The organism is Rathayibacter sp. AY1C1 (assembly GCF_002932105.1).
Taxonomy (GTDB): domain Bacteria; phylum Actinomycetota; class Actinomycetes; order Actinomycetales; family Microbacteriaceae; genus Rathayibacter.
The window spans coordinates 24831-40357 of the sequence record NZ_PSWH01000009.1 but is presented as its reverse complement, the minus strand read 5'-3'; the positions used below and the strand labels follow the sequence as shown (position 1 = coordinate 40357).

Here is a 15527-nt window from a genome sequence, read left to right as displayed (position 1 = left end):
GAAGGAGCCCCCATGCCCACCACTGTGCGCGGCGTCATCGCCCGGTCGAAGGGCGCTCCCGTGGAGCTCGTCGACATCGTCGTCCCCGACCCGGGCCCGGGCGAGGCCGTGGTCGACATCGAGACCTGCGGTGTCTGCCACACCGACTTCCACTACCGCGAGGGCGGGATCAGCGACGACTTCCCCTTCCTCCTCGGTCACGAGGCGGCCGGACGGGTCAGCGCGATCGGAGAGGGAGTCACCCATGTCGCGGTCGGCGACTTCGTGGTCCTCAACTGGCGCGCGGTCTGCGGCGAGTGCCGGGCCTGCACCCGGGCCGAGCCCTGGTACTGCTTCGACACCTTCAACGCGACGCAGCGGATGACCCTGGAGGACGGCACCGAGCTCAGCCCCGCCCTCGGGATCGGCGCCTTCGCCGAGAAGACCCTCGTGCACGCGAAGCAGTGCACGAAGGTCGATCCGGAGGCGGACCCCGCCGCGGTGGGCCTGCTCGGCTGCGGGATCATGGCCGGCCTCGGCGCGGCGATGAACACCGGGAACGTGACGCGCGGCGACTCCGTCGCGGTCATCGGCTGCGGAGGAGTCGGCACGGCCGCCGTGGTCGGCGCCGCTCTCGCGGGCGCCGGCACGGTCATCGCGATCGACCGGGACCCCAAGAAGCTGGTCGCGGCCGAGAAGCTCGGCGCCACGCACGTCATCGACTCCAGCGGCCTCGACGAGGCGGGCGTCGTCGCGGCGGTGCAGGCTCTGACGAACGGCTTCGGAGCGGACGTCGTCATCGACGCCGTTGGCCGCCCCGAGACCTGGCGCCAGGCGTTCTACGCCCGCGACCTCGCCGGGACCGTGGTGCTGGTCGGGGTGCCGACTCCCGAGATGACGCTCGAGATCCCCCTGCTCGACGTCTTCGGCCGCGGCGGCTCGCTGAAGTCGAGCTGGTACGGCGACTGCCTGCCGGAGAGGGACTTCCCGATGCTGACCGGCCTCTACCTCCAGGGCCGACTGCCCCTGGACGAGTTCGTGAGCGAGCGGATCGGGATCGAGGACATCGAGGAGGCCTTCGCCACGATGGCCGGCGGCGACGTGCTCCGCTCGGTGGTGGTGCTCTGATGGGCGCGCGGATCGAGCAGCTCGTCACGAGCGGCACCTTCAGCCTCGACGGCGGCACCTGGGACGTCGACAACAACGTCTGGATCGTCGGCGACGACTCCGAGTGCGTCGTCATCGACGCCGCCCACGACGCGGACGCGATCCTCGCGGCCGTCGGCGAGCGCCGACTCCTCGCCGTGCTGCTGACCCACGGGCACGACGACCACCTCGACGCGGTCGAGGGAGTCCGCGCTGCGACCGGCGCCCCGGTGCTGCTCCACGAGGCCGACCGGATGCTGTGGGACGCCGTGCACCCCGGTACGGCCCCGAGCGGCGCCCTGGTCGACGGGCGGATCGTGCCCGTCGCCGGCGTCGAGCTCGAGGTGCGGCACACCCCGGGCCACACCCCCGGCGCCGTCTGCTTCGTCGCCGAGGCGCTCGGCACGGTGTTCACCGGCGACACGCTCTTCCAGGGCGGGCCGGGGGCCACCGGCCGCTCCTACAGCGACTTCCCGACGATCATCGACTCGATCACGGAGCGCCTGCTGACGCTGCCCGCCGAGACCGTCGTCCGGACCGGCCACGGCGACTCGACGACGATCGGGGCGGAGGCGCCGCACCGCGAGGAGTGGATCGCGCGCGGGCACTGACCGGGCGGGGCCGGCGCAGAGGCTGCCGGCCCTCCCGCTTCGGCGTTCTGCTCGCCCGGATGTCCGACGGGTGTGGGAGTTTCGCAACCGATGGTCGTGCTCCCTTGTTACCGTGAACAATCGCCGGTACCGTGCGAAGACCACACCGCAGGCGGGATCCCCCGTCCGCCCACCGGTTCGCTGCAGAACCCGAGAGGACACGTCGACGATGACGTCACGACCCCCGGGCGGAGGCAGGCCCTCGCGCCTGCTCGCCGCCACCCTCGCCGCATCCGCGACGATCGCCCTCGCCGCCGGCGCCGCCGTGCCGGTCGCCGTCGCCGCGACAGCGGCGACCACTCCCGCGCAGAGCCTGCTCGCGGACTTCACCTTCGACACCGCCCCGAGCGGAGGCGCCTTCACCGACAGGTCGACCCGCGCCGCCGTGAAGGGCACGCCGACCCTCGTCGCCGGCCGCACCGGGCAGGGCAGCGCCGTCTCGCTGTCGTCCTCGTTCTGGCTCGACCTCACCGCGACCGACGGGCAGCCGCTGCTGAAGGGTCGCGACTCCGTCACTCTGTCGTACGACTCCAAGCCCGCCGCCGCGGACAACGTCGGCTGGTCGGTCTTCGCCGCTCGCTCGGCCGCGACCCAGGACTACGCCCAGGAGAAGTACGTCGGCGTCCTCGACAGGACGAACGGCATCACCGTCGAGCGGTACGCCAACAGCGGCGCCCGCGACTCCTCGGGCAACCTCACCGGCCCGAGCAGCACGGAGTGGAAGCACGTCGATCTCGTGCTGAGCGCCGGCACCGCCCGCCTCTACGTCGACGCGAAGCCCGTCGCCGTCACGACGGCCGGCCCCTCGCTCGCGACGGTCCTCGGATCGACCGGCGGAGTCCTGCAGATCGGCAAGGCCAACTGGGGCGGCGGGGAGTACTTCACCGGACTCCTCGACAATCTGCGCGTCTACGACCGCGCCCTGACCGGGGCCGAGCTGGGCGCGACGAGCAGCACCGTGGCGACCGACCTGCGCGCCGCCCTCGACGTCCCCACGACCGTGCTCGGCGACCTGCCCGCGCAGGTCCTCGGGAACACCGTGACGTGGACCGCCTCCGGCGCCGGCGCCGCGCGCGTCTCCTCCACCGGCGCCGTGAACCTCTCGGGCCTCACCGCTCCCGTCGCCGTCCGCCTCCAGGCAGCCGTCGCCGGGCAGACCTACGCGTGGGACAGCACCCTCGCCGTGCCCGGCGGGCGCATCGCCACCTCCGTCAAGACCGTCACCACGACGAACGGAGTGAAGGACGACCCGCTGGCGTACAACGACGACCGCCGCGCGGACTCGCTCTTCACGGCCGCACTGCCCGCCGGCGCGACCACCTGGGAGCCGCTGAACCGCTCGCAGTCGATCCTCTCCGTCCTCAAGGACGGCGATCAGGCGCAGCGCCCGAACGCCCAGATGGGCTCGCCGCTGCTGTTCCGCTCGAAGGACGGCTCGCTCGGCGCGGTCTCGTCGCAGAACAACGCCACGGACTCCGTCTACCTCTGGAGCTCCGCCGACGGCCGCACGTTCCGCGACCAGCGCGTCCTCCGGGTCGCGCCGGGCTCGGTCGTGACCGACCCGCGGATCGTCTTCGACTCCGCCCTCGGCGTCTACAAGCTGTTCTGGACCGATCTGCTCACCACCGAGGGCCGCGTGACGCTGTTCACGGACCTCGCCTCCGGCACCGCTCCCGGAGCGACCACCCGCGCCGACGCCCGCGTCCCCGGTGTCCAGGGCTCGGGTCTCCCCGCCGGGTTCACCCAGGGCCAGGCCGGCGAGACGGCGCTGACCTCGACCGAGTTCAGCACGTTCTACCGCGAGTACGTCGACCTGAAGAACACCGGTGTGAAGTCGCTCAGCGGCTCCGTCGACTCCGGCGCCGGATCCGCTGCGATCGCCGCAGCGCTCCCGGGGCAGGCCGTGATGGAGTACAACGACGGCTCGACCAAGTCGCTCAACGTCGACTGGCAGGACGATCTGACCACCGCCGTCGACACCTCGCGTCCCGGGACCTACCGGGTCACCGGCTCCGTCCAGCAGGACCCCGAGGCGATGGTCAACGAGGCCCGCGCGGATCCGCACGTCTTCTTCAACGAGGACGACGGCTACTACTACCTCACGGGCTCGCACTACGGTCAGGACTCGCTCGGCCCGATCGAGGAGAGCTCCAGCTACCGCAAGATCGGCCTCAAGCGCTCGAAGACCATCGCCGGTCTCGACTCCGCTCCCGAGCAGATCGTGATCGACCCCGACGCCGGCACGCCCGGTCGCCAGAGCCAGTACCCGAACACCTTCTACGGCTGGGGCGGATACATCTGGGCGCAGGAGTTCCACAAGATCAACGGCACCTGGTGGATCGTCGCCGGCATGAACAAGGGCTACGCGCCTGTGGGCGGCTGGTGCGACAACACCGTCCTGATCCCCTACACCGGGACCGACGCCTCGATCGCCGAGGGCGGATTCCTCGACCAGACGAAGTGGGGCGAGCCGGTCGTCCTCGAGGGCGCGGCCTTCGACGTCAGCTACATCGACCGCCAGGAGAACGGCGCCACCCAGGGCTACTGGGTCCTGCCCAACGGCAACACGCTCTCCCTCGCCAAGGCGACGATGGGGCCCAAGGGCACCGTCCCGCTGGTGACCGGTGCGGTCACCCGCATCTACGGCGAGAGCCAGCCGTGGGAGTCGGGCAAGCGCTCGCCGACCCCGTCCGACACCACCGAGGGCAACGACCAGGGCGTCGTCGAGGCGCCGTTCATCGTGTCCAAGGGAGGACGCATGTACCTCACCTACTCGGGCGGAACGGTCGACAAGTACTACTCGCTCGGCCTGCTCACGGCCGACGCGAGTGCCGACCTCCTCAACCCCGCGACGTGGACGCAGACCGCGTTCCCCGTGCTGGACACCGAGGACACCTACTTGGGCCGCCTCGGCGCGGACGAGACGCAGTACTTCTCGCGCCAGCAGGCCGGCACCGGGCACAACTCGTTCGTCGAGGACGAGTCGGGCAACCTGCTCCTCGCCTACCACGCCCGCCCCTACCCGGACCCGCACACGGCGACCGATCCGCAGAACGCGGGCGGCCTGTTCGATTCGGACCGCAACACCTGGTTCAAGGGCGTGAACATCCGCGCGAGCGGCCGGCTCGACCTCTCACTCTCGAAGGAGCAGGAGGTGGCCTCGGCCAACCGCACCGTCACGGCGACGATCACCGTGAAGGCGCCGGCTGTGCCCGTCACCGCCACTGCAGCGGCTCGCTGCGTCGCGGGCAAGGTGGTGGTCACGCTGACCACTGTCAACAAGGCCGCGTCGACCGCCGACCTCCGCTGGAACACCCTGTGGGGCGCGAAGACGCAGCAGATCGATGCGGGCCGGACCGCCTCGCTGGCCGTGACAACGCGGGCCGCCTCGGTCGCCGCCGGCACCGTCCAGGGGGTCGCCACCGTCGGCAGCGCCTCCGCTCCCGTGAGCGCCGCCTACCCGGCGCTCCGCTGCGGCTGACCTGACCGGGTCCTCCGACCGACGACGCCCGGCCGCCTCTCACCTGAGGGCGGCCGGGCGTCGTCGTTTCGGTCTGCGGTGATGTGCCGGGCGACCGGGTCGCGACCCTCGATGATCTCGGCGGTGCAGCCGGCATCGCGGGAGAGGACCCACCGGATGACGCGGCCGCGTCGGACGACCGGACCGTTGCGATCCACGAACGACTCCCCATCGAGGGGAGGTCGTCGGTCGGCGACGTACGGGGTGTCGTGAGTCGGACGGGAAGAGGCGAGCCGGTCTGCCGCTGCTGCACGAACCGGCCCGCCCCTTCGGCATCGTCTCAGTGGACGAGGGCGGCCTCCGCCTCGTCCCAGGCGGGGTTCAGGTCTTCCTTCTTCCCTCGGATGAGGAGGAATCCGATGACGGAGGCGGCGACCATGGTCACTGCTGCGGCCAGGAACACGGCCTTGTAGCCGTCGGTGAATGCGGTGAGCTCGGCCGTTCCGGACGCGATGGCGGAGTCCGCGGTGCTCGCGTAGAACACGGTGAACACCGCGAGACCGATGGACCCGCCGATGTGGAAGACGGAGTTGACGACGGCGGAGGCCACTCCGGCGTCCTCGTTCTCGACCCCGAGAAGGGCGAGGTTCTGGACGGGCACGAAGAGCATGGAGAGTCCGATTCCGAGCACGACCAGGGCGGGCAGGACATGGAGGAAGTAGTTCCCGTCCGGGGTGATGCCGAGGAGCAGGAAGAGCCCTGCTGCCGAGACGAGCGGCCCGACGATCATCAGGGGTCGGGGGCCGAACGTGTTGAGGATCTTCGTGGTGACGGGCGAGAACGCCATGATCGCGACGGTCATGGCGAGGTTCGCGAGTCCTGCCATCAGCGGTCCCATTCCGAGCACGATCTGGAAGTAGAACGCGAGATAGAGGATGGCCCCGATCATCACGGCGCCATTGGCGGCCTGGATCAGGATCGCGCCGCCTCGCACACGACGCAGGATGACGCGCAGGGGCAGCAACGGCTGGTCGACCTTGCGTTCGATGAGCACGAAGACGGTCAGCAGGACGATGCCGAGTGCGAGGAAGGCGACGGTGTCGATCGCGCCCCATCCGTGCTCAGCCCGCGTGAACCCGTAGACGATCGCGCCCAGTCCCAGGGTCACCGTGACGGTTCCCCAGACGTCGTAGCGGTTGTCTCCTTCCGCCTTGCTCTCGCGGAGCACGAGAGCCCCGCCGACGAGGCCGAAGGCGACGAAGACCAGGTTGACGAAGAGGCACCAGCGCCGTCGTCAGGACAGTTCGACACCGAGGGGGTCGGGCCTCACCTTCCGACGTCGGCAGGAGAGGATGGCAAACTGGCGGCCGACGCTGTCGCACCCGCTCGTGCGGTGACGCGTCGACACCCTCCGGGCGCCTCAGCACCCGCCATCCCTAGCCGCTCACTCGGACCGAGGGAGCGGCGGAATCGATCACGACATGGAACCGAACCCGCCCAGCGGTGAGGGGGTCCTGCCCTCTCCTCGGACGTCTCCTCGCGCGACGCGACCCAACAACCGGACTCGGATCCTCGACGCAGCGGTCCGTGTCGCGGCGAGGGAAGGTTCTGTTCGCGTCACGCTCGAAGCGACTGCCGAAGAGGCTGGGCTGACACGCGGTGGAATGATGTACCACTTCCGCGATCGAGCCGATCTCGCCCATGCTCTCCAGGAGCACGTCGCGGCCGGCTGGGAAGCCCAGCTGATCGACGTCGCGGGGAAGACCGCGAACGAGGCCACCTTGACCGAGCGCGCGAGTGCCTACGTCACCGTCGCCCTGACGCCGTCGACGCACATGCAGATCGGACTCCTCCAGGCCACGGGCAGCGACACCGCTCTCCGAGCGCCGGTAGCGGAGGTGCGCCGAAGGTGGACGCCCTCCGCAGAGGAGACCGCGACCGATCCGATCACTCTCCGCCAGTTCATCGCCTGCCTTGCGGCTGACGGCCTGTGGTCACACCACTCCCTCGGAGGCGATCGGATACCGGACGACACTCGAGCCGCGGTGATCTCCGAGATCATCCAGCTCTCCAGCACGGGGTGATGCACGAAGGGCGCGTTCCGGCGTGAGGCGGATCCCGGTCGGAGGAGCTCGACCGGGACCGAGACTCTTCCTTCTGCGGTCGAGGATCAGGACAGGCCTGTCCCCGGACCCGGCTCCTGGGTCGAGGCGAGCCCCAGGCCGGCCTCGCACTGCTGAGGATGCAGCAGGGACGGCGTCCTCGAGGAGCGCCGCCACCGCCTCGCGCCGCGGCAGCACGGTCGCGAGCGCGGCGCCCATGACGGTCGGCGATGCCTCGTGCTGCCCCGGAGCGCTCGGGACGCGGTCGGAGGCGACGCACGTGTCGAAGTCGCTCCACCTGGAGCGTCACCGACACGACCGGTCCGACGACGGCCGACCAGGAGACGTCCCGCGTGCGCCCGCACAGGCACTCCGCTCGTCAGCGGGACAGCAGCGCGACGTGGATCTCCTCGGCGAGGAGGTCCAGCGCTCTCGCGTGGGACGCCAGGAAGGCCCGGCCGTCGCGCGTGATCGAGAAGCGCTCGATGCGCTGCAGTGCGGTCCTCCTGCCTCTCTCCAGGAGCACCAGGCCCCGGCGGGAGAGCCGGAGGAGCCGCTTGCGCACCTCGAGGACCTCGACACGGTCGCCGGAGCGGAGGTCGAGGACTGCTCGCAGGCGGGTCTCGTCGCGGTTCTCTCCGGTCGCGAGCGCGATCAGGATGAAGACGTCGATGCTGCAGTCGAGCCCGCAGGCTCCGCAGCGGTTCGTGCACCGCGCAGAGCGTGCCAGGGACACGAGGAATCGATCGAGGCGCATCACGGGTGTCTCCTGGGGAACGGCGGTCTCCTGCTGCAACGAGAGGAACGGGCCGGACCGGTCACGGTCGGCCCGCATCCGGGAGTCCGCTCAGGAGAGGTTCGCACATCAGCGATCGGTCCGGACAGCAGGATACGGCCCGATCGCCGCCCCGGTCCGCAGCCGGTGGTGATGCCGCCGCGGCGGGATCGTCGGGCGATCAGGGTCGAGGACCCGTCCGTACGGCGCAGGGGGGCTCAGGAGAGAGGGAGGGCGTTGCCGTTGATCAGCAGGAGGTCGTGTCCTCCGACGGCAGCTGCGCTCCCGGCCGCTCCGTCGTCCTTCTCCTCGGTGAGGGGGTGCGACTGCACGACCTTCGTCAGCACGAGCCCGGTGGTCGGGACGGTCCTGGTTCTCACTCTGTGGTGCATCTCGTCGGTCGTCCTCCAGAGGTGGCGGCGCTGCAGGTCGGGCGCAGTGCCGGTCGGGGCGGGACAGCGGAGGAGCGGGCGATCGTGGCGCCCGCTCCCCCGCCTTCTCAACGGCAGCTGCGTGCCGAGTAGTCGACGCTCGTCTGCGTGCTGATGGTCTTCCCGTCGACGACGGCCTTTCCTGTCGCGGCCACCGACCCCGCGGGGATCGAGACCGCTCGGGTGGTGACGGCGCTCGACGCGGACGATCCCGGAGCGACTCCGGTCACGGTCTTCGAGCCGAAGGCGGTGACGGTCGTGATGTCCATGATCGAGCGGCTGTCGTTCTTGACCACAGTGGTCAGGACGACCTTCCCGCTGACGCAGCGGGTCGACGCCGTGGCGGTCACGGTCAGCGGCGACGTGACGGTGACCTTCGCGGTCACAGTCCGGTTCGCGGGTGCGACCTCCTCCGTCGGCGTCAGATCGAAGACCGGCCGGCCGTCGGCGGCGTAGTGGATGCGGGCGAGACGGGTGTCGCGGCCGTCACCCCCGACTCCGTTGCCCCAGGTGTGGTAGACGTACACGTCGTTGCCGTCCTCGTCCTGGGTGACGGCTCCGTGGCCGGGACCCTGCTCGTAGGTGCGGTAGTCGAGGACGCCGTCGGGCATGGGAACGCTCTGCAGGAGCGGGGCGTCGTACTTGGTCCAGCTCGCGATGTCGGTCAGGTCACTGCCCTCCTTCGCCCAGGCGCCGCCCACGATGTACTTCGGGCTGACGCCGCTGCTGGAGTAGACGAGCGTGATCCTCCCGTCGCGCTGGATCGCGAACGCTCCCTCGGACAGGTGGTCCTCGAACGTCAGCGAGGGCACGATGATCGGGGTCGGCTCGCCGATGACGCGGGTGGGGTTCGCGGGATCGACCTTGGCGATCCAGGTCGCCGGGTCGCTCACTCCGTTGTCGACGTAGCGCTGGGACCAGGCGTAGTACGCAGTTCCACCGGACTCGAAGTAGGTCATGTCGAGGCTGATGTTGCGTCCCGTGCCGGGGCGTCCGAGGGCGCTCCCGTCGCTCTTCACGACGGCGCGCGGCGCGCTCCAGTCGGAGGGGTTCGCGGGGTCTCCGCCGTCGCGCAGCTGCATGATGTGCGCCTGCACCGTGAACCACTGACCGTTCTGGTTCGACTGGTCGTTGTCCGGGTTGAAGCACGGGGCGAACAGGATGGAGAGCTTGCCGCCGATCTCGTGGATCTCGGGGGCCCAGTAGCAGCCCGCGATCACCTTGCCCTCGGCGGTGCGGTCCATCCGCGTGGTGCGGTTGAGGAGGTCCACCTCACGGGCCCGTCCGCCGTTGTCGTCGCTGAGCTGGTCGATGCTGTCGGCGACCCGGATCGGCAGGTGCTGCGAGGCGACGTTGTTGTTGTTCGTGTCGTCCGTGGCGGTGAAGAGGTACTGCGTCTTCCCGTTTCGCTCGTAGCGGTAGATCGTCGGATCCGCGCGGTTGTAGGCGAACGGCTCGTTGTACTGCCGCTGGCGGACGGTCCCGGAGAGGTCGTACGTTCCCGGGCCCTTCGCGGCGAGGTCGGCGAGCTGCTGCTGGTTCCAGTCGATGCCGAGGCTGCCGGTCGAGCCGTCGTTGTAGGAGAGCTGCGCCTTCACTCCGGACAGGGCGGAGGTGTCGCCCTGATCGATCGTCTGCGGTGCGACCGAGGATCCGGTGTTGACCGTGCGGCCGAACTTCTTCACGAGCGAGTCGGCGACGGAGCCGGAGACCGTCAGCGCGCCGCCCGGCAGAGCGTCGGCGACGCGGCCCGGGACTCCGGAGAGGTCGGGAGCGGCGACGGTGGCGGGGCTTCCTCCGAGGACCGCACCGCGGTTCCCGTCGGTCACGACGACGCTGCGACGGCCGCCGTCCTTCGGCCAGAACGCCTGCGCGCGGAGCTCGGTGCGGGCGAGGTCAGTGACGGTCGTGTACTTCGCCGCCCCGGAGGAATCGGTCCAGGAGACGAGGTAGCGGTTCTGGTCCGTGTCGAAGACGGCCTTCGGCGCGACGACGCCGCCGGTGGTGCCGAGGTCGATGAGGCCGAGCTCGGTGAAGTCGGACGCGGTGGCGTCCGTGGCCTTGAAGATCAGAGCGCTCGAGGCCCCGGTGCCGTCGGACGCGCCCGACTGCAGGACGCGCGTGGCGATCACGCCGACGGTGCCGTCGGCGAAGGTGAACAGCGAGGGGTTCGCGAGGCCGCGGTTGTCGGCCTTGTCGGTTCCGAGGAAGACCCCGTCGGCGAAGAGGACTCCCGAGTTGCCCGAGAGCGGTGCTGCGTCGGCGACGGACGAGCCGAGTGCCAGGTGGAGGCCGCGGGCGATCGTGTCCTGGTTCGCCTTGTCCTCGCCGGTCGGCGTCCGGGTGTATGACACCACGGTCTTCGCCGTGGAGGCGCTGAGGACGGTGGTGCGGAAGGTCTTCGTCAGCGTGGTGGCGCCGACCTTCACGGAGGCGGTGAGCGCGAGTGCCCGGTCGGTCGCCGAGTCGTTCACGAGGCGGCTGCCGGACAGGCCGGCACCGTCCGCGCTCCACGACACGGTGTAGCCGGCGACCGTGGGAAGAGCGGTTCCGGAGGCGACGGTCGGCGGGACGACGAGGGCGGTGCGCAGGCGCGCCGTGGCGTCGGCCTCGGTGTCGGCGGCGACGGTGACGGTTCGCGCGGTGCCGGTGGCGGCGGATCCGGCGAACGTCGCGGTCGGGGTCAGGGTCACGGTGGCGTTCGCCGAGCCGGGTGCCGGGCGGCGCACGGAGCCGTCGGTGCCGATCACCGCGGGGTCGCTGCTCGCCCAGGTGAGGACGGAGCCGCCCGCGCCGCGGGTCGGGAGGGAGAGGTCGCTGGTGACGGGTCCGGTCACGGCGATGGTCGCCGCGGCGGCGTCCGATGCAGCGATCGCGGCAGCGGCCGGAGCCGCGTCCTCGCGCACCTGGTCCTGGGTCAGTGCGGAGGAGTAGACGTGCACGTCGTCCATCGCCCCGGCGAAGAGAGGGTCGGGGCCGTAGAACGACTTGCCGAGGAGGCCGGAGAAGGCGGAGGTGCCGACAGTCGCCGCTCCGGTCGCGGAGGTCGGGGTGGTCTGGGCGAGCCGGCCGTCGACGTAGGTCGAGACGCTGACGCCGCTGCGCAGGACCACGGCGACGTGGCTCCAGCGGCCGGTGGCGGCGGGACCGGAGTCGGCCGCGCGCTGCTCCGAGCCGTTCTTCACGGCACCGATCAGGCTGCTTCCGCACTGGGGCGTGGTGAAGAGGTACCGCTCGGTCGACTGCCCGAGCGCGTACGCCCAGCTGCAGTTCTGGTTCCCCTCCCAGCGCAGCCAGGCCGACATGGTCACGTCGGTGGTGGCCGCCGTGGTCAGTCCCGGCGCGATCTCGGCGTAGGCGGCGGAGCTGCCTGCGGCGCCGCCGGGGAGGCGGAGTGCGCGGTCGGTGCCGCCGCGCGGACCGGCGACGGTCGTCGCTCCGGTCCCGCGCACGGTGGCGGAGCGGCCGGCAGCGGAGTCGGTCAGGGTCGTGCCCGCGCCCACGGCGGAGCCGACGGCGGCGGACGAGGAGAAGTCGTAGGAGAGGACCGGGCTGGGCACCGCGGCCTGTGCGGGTGCCGCGCCGAGCGCAGCCCCTCCCGCTGTCAGGCTCGCGGCGACCAGGAGGGCCGTCGTGCGTCGGAACCGCATTGTTCGTCTACTTCCGTGGGAGAGGTGGATGCGGGGAGCACGGACCCAGGGTCCATGCTCCCCTGCTCCGGTGGCCGGAGGCCCCGGAACAGAGGAGGTCAGGGGAGGGGCGGCTGGACGCCGCCCCTCCCCTGTCACCGGCCTAGCGGCAGGTGAGCGCCGAGTACGGCGCGGTGGCCGTCCTGGTGCCGTTCGCGTCCTTCGAGGCGACGCTCACCTCGCCCGCGGTGACCGAGGTCGCCCGGGTGGTGAAGGCGGCGGACACGGACTTGCCGGGAGCGACCCCGGCGAAGGTCCTGCTCCCCCACTGCGAGCCGACGGTCATCTCGACCGTGGAGCCGCTCGTGTTGGTGCCGGTCGCGGTGACCGTCACCTTGCCGGCGACGCAGCGGCTCGCGGCCGAGGCCGTCAGCGACGGTCCGGGAGGAGCCGTGGCGGTGATGGTGGCGATGGCCGGCGTCGCTGCCGAGTTGGCGAGCTGTCCGCGCACCTGCACGGTGTCGCCCGCCTTCTTCAGCGAGCTGAGATCGGCGGTCGCCCACGTCACGGCGACCGTCTCACGGTGGCCGTCCTTGAACGTCGCGCCCACCGTGGCGGGCAGGTCGACGGTGGTCGATCCGGCCTGAACGGTCCGCGCCACGGCGTCGATCGAGGTCACCAGGAGCGACGGGTTCCACTTCGCGGCGAGCCCGTCGCGCTCCTTCGCAGTGATGGAGACGACGGATCCGTGGCGGGGCGACGTCGGCAGCGAGAAGCTGCTGGGGATCGTCCACTGGATGTCGCCCTCGAGCGAGTTCGTGCCGAGCGGGATGTAGCCGCGTCCGCCGTAGTTGTCGGTCCAGAGGAAGTACTTGTACCCCGCCCGGTCGCCCTCGTTGGTCTTGAAGATCTCGGGACCCTCGACCTCCGGCGTTCCGGCGGTGCGGCCGATGCAGGTGTCGATGAGGCTCCACGCACCGGAGGCGGTGGTGGCGCGGAGGTTCGTCGACTTCTGTCCGATGATGTCGGGCGAGGGGCAGCCGCTGGTCTGGGTCGCCTTCGTGAAGCGGTAGTAGGTGTCGCCGTCCTTGAGCATCGTGGCGTCGATCAGTCCGTTGCTCTTGTTGAGCGAGGGGACGTCAGCGGCCTTGAACCAGACCTCGGGGGTGGTGAAGTCGCGGAAGTCGCGGGTGGTGGACGTGAGGATCTGCGGTCCGTTGCCGTCCTCGACGTTGCGCGTGCTGTCGGTGAAGAGGGCCGAGGTCCAGTAGACGACGTAGGCGTCGATGGTGGGGTCGTAGGTGGCCTCCGGTGCCCAGGTCATGCCCGCGTTGGGCAGGTTGACCTCGACGTGGCGCTGCTGGCCCCAGTTGACGAGGTCCGTGGACTCCCAGATCTCGAGGTAGCGGCTGCCGCGGTTGGTCGATCCGCCGAAGCCGGTGGTGCCGACGGAGAGGTCGGTGGCCATCAGGAAGAAGCGGTCGCCCTCCTTCGAGCGGAAGACGAACGGGTCGCGCAGCCCCTTCGTGCCCATGGTGGAGGTGAGGATCGGCTGGGCGTCGTTCAGGGTCTTCCACGTGAGCGAGTCGTTGCCGTCGGAGGTCGCGAAGCGGATCTTCTCGCCTTCGATGCTGTCGCCGGTGAAGTACGCGAACAGGTACGCGTCGAGGTCGCTCGCGGCCACGGGAGCCGCGGCCGGAACGGTGCGCGTGAGCGTCCGCACGAGGGGCGTGGTGCCGGGCACCGTGACCGTCGCGGTGAGGGTGACGGTGGTGTCGGCGGACGGACGCGTGAGCGAGCCCTTCGCGACGACGTTCGGCGCGGTGCCCTTGTCGGCGGAGGTGATGACGGCCTCGTTCGACGAGGTCCAGCTGACCACGGCGCTGGAGCTGTTCGCGCGCGCTGCGGTGGCGGCGACGTCGGCTCCGCTCGAGGGCAGGTTCAGGCTGCCGCGCACCGGTCCGGCGAGAGCGGGATCGTTGCTGATGCCGTCGGCTACGGCCCGGGCGAGCTCGGCCTCGGCGCTGTCACCGGCGGCGTACGCCGGGACGAACACGGTGGTGGCACGGCCGACGACGGTGATGCCGCCGTGGACGGCGGTCGGAGTCAGCGTGACGGTGGCGTCCGGGCTGCCCGCGGCGGGCCGGGTGACGACGCCGCTGGTGCTGACGACGCCGGGGGCGCTCGACGTCCAGGTGATCGTGGAGCCGTTGGCGCCGGTCGTGGGGAGGGCGAGGTTCGAGGTCACGTTCGATGTGTCGCCGAGCGAGACGGCGGCGTCCTGGTTCGCGAGCACCGAGTGCACGGATGCGGCGCTCTGCTGCACCTGGCCGGCGGTGAGCGCGGAGGTCCAGACCTGCATGTCGTCGATGGCACCGGCCCAGTAGGCGTCCGCGCCGTAGAACGATTTGCCGAGGAAGCCGGAGAACGTGGACGTGCCGATCGCGGACGCGGCGGTGAAGGTCGTGCTGCCCTGGCCGACGAGAGCTCCGTCGAAGTAGGTCGAGACCGACTGGCCGCCCTTGACGACGACCGCCATGTGCACCCAGCGGTTCGCGGCGACCGGAGTGTTGCCTGCGGCCCGCACCTCGGAGCCGCTCTTGATCGCGCCGAAGCCGGCCGGTCCGCACTTCGTGGTGGAGAGGACGTGGGAGTCGACGCTGGAGCCGAGCGTGAAGGGCCAGGTGCAGTCCGGAGCACCGCTCCAGCGCAGCCAGGCGGACATCGTGACGTCCTGCGTGCCGGCGGGGATCAGGCCCGGGGCGATCCGGACGTGCGGCGCGGCCGACGTGCTCGATCCGCCCGGGAGCGAGAGAGCGCGGTCGGTGGAGGCGCCGGAGGGACCCGCGACGCTGGTCGCGCCGGAGTTGATCAGGGTGCCGGGGTGGTTGCCCGGAGCGGAGTCGGCGACGACGGCTCCATTGGCGAGCGTCGCGCCGATGCCGTCGAACGAGTACTGCAGCGCGGGAGCGGGGACGGTCTCTGCGGCGCCGGCGGCGCCGATCGGTCCGAGGACGCCGCCGAGGCAGGCGATGGCGAGCGTCAGCGCAGCGCCCGCTCGAGGGAGGCGTGAGCGCCGGGTGCGCTCCTGCCGGGGGGTTCGTGACATGGGGGGTCCTTCAGGTGAGGGGTCGGAGGGGGAGGACGGAGCCCGCGCGATCGGCCGGCGGAGTGGTGAGTCCGGCGTCCGTCTGGCGGGGAGGGAATCGCCGGAAGGCGGCCCGGGACGCGGGCCTGGCGACCCGTGATCGGGAGGCGGAGGTCGACGTGGGTGCGAGGACGAGACGTCGCGCGCTGCGGGCGCCGACCGCGGTCACCGCGTTGAAGGTGTCGGCCGGGCCGACAGTCATCGGGG

The 15527-nt window shown here is 71.1% G+C and carries 9 protein-coding genes; 4 read left to right on the top strand and 5 right to left on the bottom strand.

Annotation, left to right across the window (positions count from 1 at the left end):
• The first annotated feature begins 12 nt into the window (after positions 1-12).
• From C5C71_RS06185 to C5C71_RS06175, 3 genes are all read left to right on the top strand, one after another.
• A complete protein-coding gene (locus C5C71_RS06185) occupies positions 13-1107 on the top strand; it encodes an S-(hydroxymethyl)mycothiol dehydrogenase (RefSeq protein ID WP_104226021.1) in 1095 nt (364 codons plus the stop codon).
• The gene (locus C5C71_RS06180) at positions 1107-1736 is read left to right on the top strand and encodes an MBL fold metallo-hydrolase (protein WP_104247850.1); all 630 of its coding nucleotides are present in this window, start codon (positions 1107-1109) and stop codon (positions 1734-1736) included. The genes C5C71_RS06185 and C5C71_RS06180 overlap by 1 nt, the downstream gene beginning before the upstream one ends.
• 208 nt (positions 1737-1944) lie before the next feature.
• Complete coding sequence (locus C5C71_RS06175) at positions 1945-5256, top strand: family 43 glycosylhydrolase (RefSeq protein ID WP_104261158.1); 3312 nt, start codon at positions 1945-1947, stop codon at positions 5254-5256.
• Between the two features lie 319 nt (positions 5257-5575).
• Here the strand turns inward: C5C71_RS06175 and C5C71_RS06170 are convergent, their stop codons facing one another.
• Complete coding sequence (locus C5C71_RS06170) at positions 5576-6463, bottom strand: MFS transporter (protein ID WP_374954287.1); 888 nt, start codon at positions 6461-6463, stop codon at positions 5576-5578.
• A gap of 253 nt (positions 6464-6716) precedes the next feature.
• On the opposite strand from C5C71_RS06170, the gene C5C71_RS06165 reads away from it, so the two are divergent.
• Positions 6717-7319 carry a TetR/AcrR family transcriptional regulator gene (locus tag C5C71_RS06165; protein ID WP_104337328.1) on the top strand — a complete coding sequence of 201 codons (603 nt, stop codon included), beginning with the start codon at positions 6717-6719 and terminating at the stop codon, positions 7317-7319.
• Between the two features lie 397 nt (positions 7320-7716).
• Here the strand turns inward: C5C71_RS06165 and C5C71_RS06160 are convergent, their stop codons facing one another.
• The 4 genes from C5C71_RS06160 to C5C71_RS06150 all read right to left on the bottom strand — a co-directional run bounded on the left by C5C71_RS06160 (position 7717) and on the right by C5C71_RS06150 (position 15281).
• Positions 7717-8097: a hypothetical protein gene (locus C5C71_RS06160; protein WP_104249689.1), complete on the bottom strand. Its 381-nt coding sequence runs from the start codon at positions 8095-8097 to the stop codon at positions 7717-7719.
• A gap of 233 nt (positions 8098-8330) precedes the next feature.
• Positions 8331-8492: a hypothetical protein gene (locus C5C71_RS17510; RefSeq protein ID WP_181027229.1), complete on the bottom strand. Its 162-nt coding sequence runs from the start codon at positions 8490-8492 to the stop codon at positions 8331-8333.
• A 119-nt stretch (positions 8493-8611) separates the two neighbouring features.
• A complete protein-coding gene (locus tag C5C71_RS06155) occupies positions 8612-12193 on the bottom strand; it encodes a family 43 glycosylhydrolase (protein ID WP_104319486.1) in 3582 nt (1193 codons plus the stop codon).
• 142 nt (positions 12194-12335) lie between these two features.
• Entirely contained in the window at positions 12336-15281 is a 2946-nt protein-coding gene (locus C5C71_RS06150) for an immunoglobulin-like domain-containing protein (RefSeq protein ID WP_104337327.1), read from the bottom strand.
• Positions 15282-15527: the final 246 nt, after the last annotated feature.

Coding starts and splice junctions, on each gene's coding strand:
- C5C71_RS06185 (WP_104226021.1), top strand. CDS start 13: ATGCCCACCACTGTGCGCGGCGTCATCGCCCGGTCGAAGGGCGCTCCC.
- C5C71_RS06180 (WP_104247850.1), top strand. CDS start 1,107: ATGGGCGCGCGGATCGAGCAGCTCGTCACGAGCGGCACCTTCAGCCTC.
- C5C71_RS06175 (WP_104261158.1), top strand. CDS start 1,945: ATGACGTCACGACCCCCGGGCGGAGGCAGGCCCTCGCGCCTGCTCGCC.
- C5C71_RS06165 (WP_104337328.1), top strand. CDS start 6,717: ATGGAACCGAACCCGCCCAGCGGTGAGGGGGTCCTGCCCTCTCCTCGG.
- C5C71_RS06155 (WP_104319486.1), bottom strand. CDS start 12,193: ATGCGGTTCCGACGCACGACGGCCCTCCTGGTCGCCGCGAGCCTGACA.
- C5C71_RS06150 (WP_104337327.1), bottom strand. CDS start 15,281: ATGTCACGAACCCCCCGGCAGGAGCGCACCCGGCGCTCACGCCTCCCT.